8 protein-coding genes are annotated in these 10,789 nt (G+C 74.4%); 3 read left to right on the top strand and 5 right to left on the bottom strand.

The window, feature by feature from the left end; genetic code table 11:
* Window positions 1-61: 61 nt before the first annotated feature.
* The gene (locus ACFV7Q_RS25805; RefSeq protein WP_385431711.1) at window positions 62-1,957 is read right to left on the bottom strand and encodes a VWA domain-containing protein; all 1,896 of its coding nucleotides are present in this window, start codon (window positions 1,955-1,957) and stop codon (window positions 62-64) included.
* Window positions 1,958-2,460: 503 nt separating this feature from the next.
* Here ACFV7Q_RS25805 and ACFV7Q_RS25800 point away from each other — a divergent pair.
* Window positions 2,461-4,542 carry a PhoX family protein gene (locus ACFV7Q_RS25800; RefSeq protein WP_385431709.1) on the top strand — a complete coding sequence of 694 codons (2,082 nt, stop codon included), beginning with the start codon at window positions 2,461-2,463 and terminating at the stop codon, window positions 4,540-4,542.
* Window positions 4,543-4,652: 110 nt separating this feature from the next.
* Here the strand turns inward: ACFV7Q_RS25800 and ACFV7Q_RS25795 are convergent, their stop codons facing one another.
* The 4 genes from ACFV7Q_RS25795 to ACFV7Q_RS25780 all read right to left on the bottom strand — a co-directional run bounded on the left by ACFV7Q_RS25795 (window position 4,653) and on the right by ACFV7Q_RS25780 (window position 9,666).
* Window positions 4,653-5,897, bottom strand: coding sequence for an ATP-binding protein (locus ACFV7Q_RS25795; RefSeq protein WP_385431707.1), 1,245 nt, complete (start codon window positions 5,895-5,897; stop codon window positions 4,653-4,655).
* A 19-nt stretch (window positions 5,898-5,916) separates the two neighbouring features.
* Window positions 5,917-6,648: a hypothetical protein gene (locus ACFV7Q_RS25790; RefSeq protein ID WP_385431705.1), complete on the bottom strand. Its 732-nt coding sequence runs from the start codon at window positions 6,646-6,648 to the stop codon at window positions 5,917-5,919.
* A gap of 93 nt (window positions 6,649-6,741) precedes the next feature.
* Complete coding sequence (locus tag ACFV7Q_RS25785) at window positions 6,742-8,745, bottom strand: FUSC family protein (protein WP_385431704.1); 2,004 nt, start codon at window positions 8,743-8,745, stop codon at window positions 6,742-6,744.
* A 93-nt stretch (window positions 8,746-8,838) separates the two neighbouring features.
* Window positions 8,839-9,666 (bottom strand): hypothetical protein, encoded by an 828-nt coding sequence (locus ACFV7Q_RS25780; protein WP_385431702.1) that lies wholly within the window; start codon window positions 9,664-9,666, stop codon window positions 8,839-8,841.
* Between the two features lie 168 nt (window positions 9,667-9,834).
* Here ACFV7Q_RS25780 and ACFV7Q_RS25775 point away from each other — a divergent pair, with 168 nt between their 5' ends.
* Complete coding sequence (locus ACFV7Q_RS25775; RefSeq protein ID WP_385431716.1) at window positions 9,835-10,314, top strand: RrF2 family transcriptional regulator; 480 nt, start codon at window positions 9,835-9,837, stop codon at window positions 10,312-10,314.
* Window positions 10,315-10,368: 54 nt separating this feature from the next.
* On the top strand, window positions 10,369-10,773 hold the full coding sequence (locus ACFV7Q_RS25770; protein WP_385431700.1) for a RidA family protein: 405 nt from the start codon (window positions 10,369-10,371) through the stop codon (window positions 10,771-10,773).
* Window positions 10,774-10,789: the final 16 nt, after the last annotated feature.

Here is a 10,789-nt window from a genome sequence, read left to right as displayed (position 1 = left end):
CCCGGGCGGGGGCGCCGTCGTATACGGCCGGGGCGGAGCCGCGGGCCGTGGGTGGGTGCGGTCAGAACCGCTCCAGCACGCCCTTGAGCAGGGCCGCCGGGGTCAGCTCGCAGGGAGCCGGGCCGGCGTGGAAGAACCCGGTGTTCTCGGCGTCCAGCTTGCGCAGGAAGTCGAACGCCTTGTTGTCGTGGTCGCCGAAGGCGACGAACTGCCAGTGCACCTGAGGTGCCGACGCGGCCGCGTCCGCCAGGGCCTGCTTCGCGGGCTGTCGGTTGTCGGGGGCGCCGTCGGTCTGGAAGACGACGAGGGCCGGGCCCGTGTCGCCGTCCTTGCGGTAGCGCTCCAGGACCTGCTCCACGGCGACGTGGTAGCTGGTGCGGCCCATGCGGCCGAGCTCGGCGTGGCGGCCCTCGACCCAGGAGGCGTAGTGGGTGTCGAGGGTCAGGTCGGCGGTGCCGTCCACCTCCGTGGAGAAGAACACGGTGTGCACGGTCGCCTCGTCATCGAGGTGCGCGGCGAGGGCGAGGGCGTGGTCGGCGAGGTACTGGGCGCTGCCGTCCTTGTAGAACGGCCGCATGGACCCGGACCGGTCCAGCACCAGGTACACCTTGGCGCGGGCGCCCGCCTTGCCCTTGGCGCGGAGCACCTGGCCCGCCGCCTTGTAGGCCGCGGCCACCTCCGGCGCCCGCTTGCGCACCACGGCCGCGCTGTGCGCCGGCCCCTCGACGCCGTTGCCCTCCGCGGCCTCGGCCTCCGCTTCGGCCTGCGCCGCAGCGGGCTCGGACCCGGCGGGCTCCGCCTCCTGCTGCACGTCACCGGGCTCGGCTCCGGGCTCTCCCTCCGGCCCGGCCTCGGCGGCGGTCTCCGCAACGGCCGGCTCGGCCCCTGCGGCGGGGTGCACGGGCTCGGCCCGCTCGGCGACGGGCTCGGCTCCGGCCGGCTCGGCGACGGGCTCCGCCTCCACGGAGGTGGCAGCCACCTCGGTCCGGGCGGCAACGGCCCCCGCCCCGGCCGGTTCCGCCTCCTGCTGCACGTCACCGGGCTCGGCGACCGGCTCGACCTCGGCGGGAGCCGCTGCCCCAGCGGTCACGGCCTCCTGCGGTGCGGGTGCCTCGGCGGGCTCCTCCTGCGCCTCGACGGCAGCGGCTTCGGCTTCCACCTCGGCCTGGTCGGCGGCGGGCTCGGCCTGCGGCTCCGCCTCGGCGGCGACGGCCTCCTGCGCCTCAACGGCGGGCTCCGCGTCGACCCCGGCGGTGGCGGGCTGCTCCTGCGCGGCGGCGGGCTCGGCCTGCGCGGCTTCCTCCTGCGCCTCGGCGAGGGCGGGCTCCGCCTCGGCGGCGGCGACGGGCTGCGTCTCGGCGGCGGTCCCGGGCTCCGGCTCGGCTTCAGCAGCTTCCGCCTCGGCGGCGGGCTCCGCCGTCCCGGGGGCGGCCGCGGCTTCCTGGGGCGCGGGTGCCTCGGCGGGCTCCACCTGCGTCCCTGAGGCCGCGGTGTCCGCTTCTGCAGCGGTGCCCACGGGCCCGGCCTCCTCTGCGGCGGGCTCGGCCGTGGGCTGCGGCTCCGTGAGGGCGGCCTCGGTGGCGGGCGCGGCAGCTTCCACGGGCTCCGCGGCTTCCGCGGGCTCCGCGGCGGGCTCAGCGGCGGGCTCGGCGGCCTCTGCGGCGGGCTCAGCCGCTTCGGCGGAAGGCCCGGCCGCTTCGGCGGCGGGCTCCGCAGCGTCGGCGAGAGCCGCTGCCTCGGCTTCGGGGGAAGTGGCCACGGCGGCAGCCGCTGCCCCGGCCGGAGAAAGGGGGCGGCGGGCCTCCGGGACCGTCGGGTCGGCGGCCGGGGCGGCGACGAGCGCGCTCGGCTCGCGGTCGCGCGGCGCGGACTGCGGCGGGACCGTGGCGTTGTCGAACGACGCCGCGACCAGCTCGGCCGCCGCGTCCAACGGCGTGCGCTCCGCCTGGCTCGGCACAGCCGCTGCTGACGTCGCAGGGGCAGTGGCCTCAGTCGTCTCCGGAACCGGCTCGGCGGACCGTCCGAAAACCTTGCGCAACAAGCTCCGAATACCCATGGGCCAGGCCTTTCGCATGAGTGCGTGCGTCTTTTGTCCGTGCTGCGCGGTGGATCCCTGCCCAGAGTGGACACGTAAGGTTATCGACCCCTCGGCTGGAACGTCTGCAGGGGCACCCCTCGTGGCGCCAGGCCCTTTTCGGCCTTCTTGCGGATCTTGGCCGATCCGCCCGCCACACGCGAGGGCGCCTCCGAACCGCCCGCAGCGCGGGGCCCGCACAGAGCCTTACCACACCACGGCGGACCCTCCGAAGCCCACCCCCACCCTCCACGAACTCCCGCTCCGACTCGCCCGGTTCACCGGACGTTCATCCCGCGGCCGCCGGTTCGGCGCACCCCGCCCCTACCGTCACCGCTGGATTCGGCCGATTCCCGTCGGCAACAGCGCAGTTACGGAGGACACTCGTGCGCAAGCTTCTGCCGCTCATAGGCAACCCGCATGGGGGCGGCCGTTCCGCCCTCACCTGTCGCTACCGCTGTGGCGACGCCTGCTTCCACGAGGTGCCGAACACCAGCGACAACGAGTACGCCGGCGACATCATCGCCCGCACCTGGTCCCGCCGCTCGATGCTGCGCTCGGCCGCCGTGGTCACGGTCGCCACGGCCGCCGGTACGGCCGTCTCCGTCAGCGGCAGCGGCGCGCAGGCCACCGCCGCCCCCGCCACCGACGCCCAGGCGGCCGAGGGCGCCGGCCAGGCCGCCCGCGGCCTCCGCTTCACCCCCGTCGCGCCGAACACCGCCGACCAGGTCACCATCCCCGAGGGCTACGCCCAGAACGTGGTCATCAAGTGGGGTGACCCGATCATCAAGGGCGCACCGGGCTTCAACGCCGACAAGCAGACCGCCGCCGCCCAGGCCGGCCAGTTCGGCTACAACAACGACTTCCTCAGCCTGCTCCCGCTCGGCAGCGGCTACGAGCGCCAGCAGCTCCTCGTCGCGAACCACGAGTACACCGACGAAGTCCTGATGTTCAAGGGCTACGACCCGGCCAACCCGACCAAGGAGCAGGTGGAGATCGCCTGGGCCGCGCACGGCCTGTCCGTGGTCGTCGTCCAGGAGGACCACCGCAGCGGCAAGCTGACCGCGGTCAACCGCCACCAGCTCAACCGCCGCCTCACGGCCACCAGCGAGTTCCGCATGACCGGCCCGGCCGCCGGCAGCGCCCTGCTGAAGACCTCGGCCGACCCGTCCGGCACCAAGGTGCTCGGCACCCTCAACAACTGCGCCGGCGGCACCACCCCGTGGGGCACCACCCTCCACGGCGAGGAGAACTTCAACCAGTACTTCGCCAACGGCGGCTCCGTCACCGAGCCCGTCCAGGCCGCCCGCCTGAAGCGCTACGGCGTCACCGGCGCCGCCTCCGAGCGCAAGTGGGAGCGGTTCGACAAGCGCTTCGACGTCGCGCAGGAGCCCAACGAGGCCAACCGCTTCGGCTGGGTCGTCGAGCTCGACCCGTACGACCCGAACTCGGTGCCGCGCAAGCGCACCGCGCTGGGCCGCTTCAAGCACGAGGCCGCGCAGCCCCGCCTCACCGAGGACGGCCGCCCGGTCGTCTACATGGGCGACGACGAGCGGTTCGACTACTTCTACAAGTTCGTCTCCAGCAAGCGGATGATGAAGGGCAACAGCCGCGCCGCGAAGGAGCACAACCTCACCCTGCTCGACGAGGGCACCCTCTACGTCGCCAAGCTGACCGGCGACTCCCCGGCCGACCAGATCGACGGCACCGGCAAGTACCCCTCGGACGGCCAGTTCGACGGCACCGGCGTGTGGATCCCGCTCGCCACCGGCAACGTCTCCCACGTCGAGGGCTTCACCGCCGAGGAGGTGTACGTCTTCACGCGCCAGGCCGCGGACAAGGTGGGCGCCACCAAGATGGACCGCCCCGAGGACGTCGAGCCGTCGCCGCGCACCGGCCGCGTCTACGTCGCGCTGACCAACAACACCAACCGGGGCAAGGCGGGCCAGCCGGGCGCCGACGAGGCCAACCCGCGCAACGCCAACAAGCACGGCCAGATCCTGGAGCTCGCCGAGAGCTTCGACGACCCGGCCGGCGACGCCTTCGCCTGGCGCCTGTTCCTGGTCGCGGGCGACCCGAAGGACCCGTCCACCTACTTCGCGGGTTTCCCGAAGGACAAGGTCAGCCCCATCTCCTGCCCGGACAACGTGGCTTTCGACGCGCACGGCAACCTGTGGATCTCCACGGACGGCAACCAGCTCGGCTCCCACGACGGCCTGTTCGGCGTCGCCACCTCCGGCGAGCGCCGCGGTGAGCTCAAGCAGTTCCTGACCGTGCCGCGCGGCGCCGAGACCTGCGGTCCGCTGATCCAGGACAAGCGCGTCCTGGTCGCCGTGCAGCACCCGGGCGAGGTCGACGGCGCGTCGGTGGAGAAGCCCGCCTCCGTGTGGCCCGATGGGCCCGGCAAGATCGTCCGCCCGGCCGTGGTGTCGGTCTGGCGCAAGGACGGCAAGAACATCGGCGTCTGACACCGGGCTCCGGGCCGCTGCCCGCGGGCCGTCGCCCGCGGGCGGCCGACCCGTGGGCCATGGCGGAGCGGGGCGGTGTTCCACGTGAAACACCGCCCCGCTCCCGTGTGTCAACTCCCGTCCACCAGACGCCCTATGGGGAGCCTGAGCGTGGTCACCGCGCCCCCGTCCGGAGCGTTGGCGAAGTCCAGGGCGATCTCCAGGACCGCCGCCTGGCCGGCCACGATGGTCAGGCCCAGCCCGTGCCCCCGGCCGCGGCCCGGGTCGCCGGTGCGGAAGCGCTGCGGGCCCTGCTCGATCAGCTGGTCCGGGTAGCCCGGCCCGTGGTCCCGTACGGTCACCACCGGCCCGTCGACGGTCACCTCGATCGGCGGGGCGCCGTGCCGGTCGGCGTTGACCAGCAGGTTGGCCAGGATCCGGTCGAGGCGCCGCCGGTCGGTGAGCACCTCCATGTCACGGACCACCCTTACCGACACGTCCAGCCGGGTCGCGGCGGCCGCCCGTCGTACGGCCCGGCCGAGTTCCACCCGGCCCAGATCGGCGTGCTCGACGCCCGAGTCCAGCCGGGAGATCTCCAGCAGGTCCTCGGTGAGCCGGTGCAGGGCCGCCAGCCGGTCATTGATCATCTCTTTGGGGCGGCCCTCCGGAAGCAGCGCGGCCGCGGCGAGTGAGCCGGTCAGCGGGGTGCGCAGCTCGTGGGCGACGTCCGCGGTGAACCGCTTCTCCGCCTCCAGTCGCTCCTGCAGCGACTTGGCCATCGTGTTCAGCGCCTGCGCCACGTCCTGCACCTCGTCGCGGTGCGCACCCTCGCCGGCGGGGTCGGGGATGTCGACGCGGGCGTCGAGGTCGCCGGCGCTGATCCGGCGGGCGACGGCGGCGGTGGTCGTCAGCCGCCCGCTGATCCGGTTGGCGAGGAACAGGCCGGCCAGTGCCACGACCCCGGCGGCGAGCGCGGAAGAGGCGAGGATCGCCGCGTCCAGGTCCCGCAGCCGGCTGCGGGTGCTCTCGAACGGGACCCATACGGCGAGGGGCTTGCCGTCGGCCGGTCCGGCGGCCCACATGACGGGCCGGCCGGCGTGCTCGCCGACCATGCTGCCGGTCCGCCCGCGGGCGACGAGCCCCCGCAGCGGTCCGGGCAGGTCGGGAGGGGCGAGGGCGACGTTCAGGTGGCCGTGGGAGGTGCCGTACTGGTACTCGGTCAGGGCGTGGTCCAGGTCCCGGTCGGCGTCCTTGCGCACCTCCCCGACGACCTGCTGGGCGACCACGTCGTGCACGAGGATCCCGAGGACGGCGGCGACGGCGCAGCACACGGCCGTCGTGGTCAGGGCGATCTTCCAGCGCAAACTGCTCGTCACCCGCACGGTGCGCCGCCCCTCAGCCCCGGATCGCGGCGCACGGGGTGGAGCCGGTCTTCAAGGTGGGGCACTCGTCGAGGGTGAGCTCTGCCAGGTCCATGGTCCCCGTCCCGGCGTTCCACACGTAGTCCGAGACGGAGACCTTCCGCGGGTTCGAGGTCGGCTCGCGCAGCGCGAGGTGCTCGGCGGCGACCTCCACCCCTTCCAGGACCCCGCGCCGCGACAGGATCCGGGTGATCGAGCCGTCGTTGCGGACGGTGTAGACCCGCAGTTCGCTGGCCCGCCCGTCGATGTCGACGGCGGTGATCAGCTCGTCCTGGCCGTCGCCCGTCACGTCGTGCAGCACGGGCGGCCGCACCGGGCAGTCGGGACCGCCGTCCACAGCCTGTGTGCAGAGTGCGAGCCGCCGTACCGCCCGGGGGTCGACGAGCCGTCCCGTGCCCCCGTCCTGCCGGGCGGTGGACGTGATGTCGGCCCGTACGACGGCCAGCGCGTTCACGTCCCGCATGCTCCGACCCGCGGCCTTGGGCAGCCCGGGGACCACCGCTGCCGCCCCGGGCTGCTCGCCGGGGCCGGGCGGGGAGGGACGGACGTCCTTCCACAGCGTTTGCGGGGCGTGCACGGTCCCCAGGTCGCCGTCGTCGCGCAGGCCTTCCACATCGGCGCACCCGGCCGCGGCCGCGAGGGCGGCGGCGAGGACCGGGGCGGCCACGACCCGGTGGTGCCGGCGGCGGGCGAGGAGGGGCCTCATGCCCCGATGCTCTCCCGGCCGGGCCCCGACAGCCGGGCGGGAGGCCCGTTCGGGGGACCCGCCCGCCCAGCGCCCGGGGTGCCGTGGAGCGGGTCAGGGCTCGGACGAGGTGATCCCGCGCGCGCAGGCCACCTCCTGGCGGACCGGCTCCAGGACGGACGCCCCGTCGTCGGGCTGCTCGGAGGGCAGCCGCAGCCGGTCGGGGGTCCGGGCGGTGCGCACCCCGTCGGCGAGGGCGCGCAGGTCGGTGGTCAGCGCCGTCACCTCCGCGGGCCGGGGCTCGGGGGCCCCGTGGTTGACGCGGACCCGGGCGGCGGTGGTGGCGTCGACGATCCGTTCGACGGCGACGACCAGCGGCCACCACGCCGCGGCCCGCGCCCCGGTCGGCGGCGGCTCGGTGAGCGCCCGCTGGAACTCGCTGCGTACGGACGACAGGTCGCGGTAGAGGCGCCGGCGGGCCTGCAGTCGGCCGGTCCGCGCGGCCCGCAGCCCGGCTGCCGTGTCGGGGCGCGGCCCGCCGAAAGCCCGCTCCAGGTAGCGGGCGGCGTCGTCGACGGTGTCGGCGAGCCGGTCCCCGATCCGCGCGTGCCAGCTCTCGGGCCACAGCAGGTAGCCGAAGACCAGGGTGATCGCACAGCCGATCAGGCTGTCCAGGAGGCGGGGCCGGATGAGGTCGAAGCCCTGGTGGTTGAGGAGGTCCGACAGCAGCAGGATCACCGGGGTGACGGCGGCGGTCTGGAAGGCGTACCCCTTCGCGGAGAACGCGGGGACCAGCGCGGCGAGGACCGCCATCACCGGCACGTCCCACCAGCCGCGCGGTACCTCTGCGAGCACGGCGGCCGCGACGACGAGCCCTCCCACGGTGCCCAGGGCGCGCAGTACGGCCCGGGAGAACACCGAGCCGAAGTCGGGCTTGAGGACGAAGGTGACGGTCAGGGCCACCCAGTACGAGCGCTCGACGGGCACCAGCGAGACCAGCGACTGGGCCAGCCCGATGCACAGGGCGAGCCGCAACCCGTACCGCCAGGACCCTTCGGACAGCATCATGTCCCGTGCCGCGCGCCGGGCCCGGACGTGCAGGGCGGTGGGGCGGCCCAGCCGGTCGTCGTCGACGCTGCGCAGGGCCGGCTCGGGCAGGTGTACGACGGCCGCCGCGTGCCGCAGGGCCGCGTCGAGGGCCCGCTCGGCGGGGGTGTGCGGAGCGGGCAGGTCCAGTGCCAGCTCCTCGGTGCGGCCCTCCTCCACGGCCCGGCCGAGGTCGCGTACGGCCGCCGGGACGCCCGGGGGCAGTGGGCGGCCGCGCAGGTGCACGGCGGGCGCCGCCTCGACGAGCGGGATCACCACGTTCAGCTGGGCCAGTAGCCGGACCAGCGAGGGGCTGCGCCCGTGGACGCGGGCGCGCCGGCCCAGGATGAGGTCGTAGGCCTGGTTGAGGGTCTGGGTGAGGTGCCGGCGGCGGTCGTCGTAGTCGGGCCCGCCCGCTGCCTCCAGGGCATCGGCGAGGGCCAGATAGGTACCGGCGACGGCGGTGCGCTCGGGCTGCAACCCGCGCAGCGGCCAGCCCAGCAGGGTCAGGGCCAGCACGAACAGGCCGCCGGCGCTCAGGAGGAGCGGCGCCGTCCACCAGGGCTGCGGCAGCGGCAGGCCGGCTCCGACCACCGCATTGAGCAGGAGCAGCAGACCGGAGACGGAGGCGACCGTGCCGATGGAGGAGATCATCCCGGAGACCAAGGCGATCAGGGTGAGGACGCCGACGGCGAGCCAGCCCCGCCCGAAGACCAGCGTGCCGAGCGCGACGCCGACCGCACCGAACAGCTGCGGCACGGCGATGTTGAGGATCCGCATCCGGTAGGCGTCGGCGGTGTCGCCGATGACCCCCGACAGCGCACCCATCGAGGCGAGCGCCCCGTACTCCGGCTCGTCGAGGGCGAAGCCGACCGCGAGCGGGACGGAGAGGGCGATGCCGGCGCGGGCGACTGCGGCCCAGGGGATGGGGGCGCTGTCGGGCCGCAGGCCCGACAACAGCCAGGCGGGCGGGGCCAGCGGGTGCGGCCGGGCTCGCCCGGACGGTATGTCTTCGGTGCGTTCGGTGCCCATCTGCTTCCGTGCCGCCGCTCGCTCGTCGGTTTCGGATCTTCTGTGCTGTTGCGGGTTCTCTGAGCCGTTCTGCGTGCTTGGTACCTTCCGAGCTTATGGGGTGCGGCGGCGGCGCCCGGCCAGCCAGGCGGTGATCGCGACGGCCAGCCCGATCGCGAGCACCACCCAGGTGGTGGTGCGCAGGAAGGCGGTGAGCGCGTCGTACACGGCGCCGGCCGCCGCCCGGTCGATGTCGGCGGGCAGGTCGTCGAGGGTGAGCCGGCGGCACACGGACACCGCGCCCCCCAGCAGGACGGCCCCGAAGGCCAGTCCCAGGCCGGTGGCGGCCACGGCCCGGCGGCGGTTGACGGCGACGGCGACCGCCGTCACGGCCAGCAGCACGGTCAGCACGGGCAGCCAGACACCGGCGATCTGCAGCATGCGGAAGCCCTTCCTGAGCGCGCCGAGGTTGTCGTACTCCATGACCTTCACCGACACGTGGGTCACCGGGATGCGGTCGGCGAAGGGCACCTCCCCGGCGATGAGTTCTGCCCGCACCTGTTCGATGACCGGTGCGAGGTCGATGGTGACGGCGTTGCCGTCGCCGGTGGTGAGCGCCTGGAGGAAGGCGGCGTGCGCGGCGCCGTTCGCCGCGTCCCAGGCGGTTCGGTACGCGGAGGTGCCGGTGAAGGAGCGCAGCGCCTCGCCGAGCAGGGCCTCGGCCCCGCCCTGGAAGGGGCCGGCGTCGATCTGCCCGGACAGGGCGCGGGCCGCCTGTCTGACGACGACCTGCTGTACGGCCGGGTTCCCGGCCAGTGGTGACATGGCGGCGGTGTAGCGGTCGGCGTCGCCCAGTTCGCGGTCGGCCCAGTACGCGACGGCGCTCGCGGGCACGAGCAGCGCCACGAGCGCGATGAGGACCGCCGACAGGAAGGTGCGCACGCCACTAGCGAAATCCGCGGCCGCGGTGGGCGCGAGCGGGGGTGCTGCGGGCGGGTGGCGGCGCGCCGGGCCGTGCGCCGGGCCGGTGTGGCGGGGCGCCGCGGCGTCTTCCGCAACGGGTTCCCCTTGCCAAAAGAATCTTGGATATTTAATGTCCAGGTTATGAGGATGAGCGAGGGCGTCGAGTGGGCGCTGCACAGCTGCGTCAACCTCGCCTGGATCGGCCCCGAGCGGGCCGTCCCGGCGGCGCGCCTGGCCGCCTGGCACGACCTGCCGGCCGCCTACCTGAACAAGCAGCTCCAGGCGCTGGCGCGGGCCGGGATCCTGACCTCAACCCCGGGCCCGCGGGGCGGCTTCCGGCTGGCCCGCCCGCTGGCCGAGATCTCGCTCATGGACGTGGTCGTCGCCGTCGAGGGGGCCGCGGAGGCCTTCCGGTGCGCCGAGATCCGCAACCAGGGTCCGGGCGGCGGCCCCGCCGTCGACAACGGCCCGGAGTGCGCCATCGCGCACGCCATGAGCCGCGCCGAACTGGCGTGGCGCCGGGCCCTGGCCGAGCAGGACCTCGACGACGTCCGACGCGAGGCCGAGCGGCAGGCCCCTCAGGCCCCGGTACGCCTGCGCACCTGGTTCGCCGGCACCACCACCTGACCGAACCGACCGCACTGACCGACGTACGCCATCGACTGACCCAGGAGCTTGGCCATGACGCGCAGCATCACCAACCCGGCAGGACTCCACGACCCCGTCGGCTTCGGCTACAGCCACATCGTTTCCGCCCCCGGCGAGCAGGTCTTCATAGCCGGCCAGTACGGCTCGGACGACAACGGCCACGTCGTCGCCGAAGACTTCGAGGCCCAGGTCGAGCGGGCCTTCGCCAACCTGCGGACCGCCCTCGCGGCCGTCGGCCTCGGCCCCGGCGACGTCGCCCGGATCGGCACCTACGTCGTCGGGCACGACCTGGCGAAGCTGGAGGTGCTCACCAAACACCTGCACGCCACCTGGGGGACCGAACTGCCCGCCCAGACCCTGATCGGCGTCGCCTCGCTGGCCCTGCCCGGCATGCTCTTCGAGATCGACGCCGTGGCCGTGCGCACCGCCGGCAGCTGATCCACTTGCCGGGCCG

It is taken from the genome of Streptomyces sp. NPDC059851 (assembly GCF_042732005.1).
Classification (GTDB): domain Bacteria; phylum Actinomycetota; class Actinomycetes; order Streptomycetales; family Streptomycetaceae; genus Streptomyces.
The sequence above is the reverse complement of the archived record's forward strand: the minus strand, read 5'-3'. Positions and strand labels throughout refer to the sequence as shown.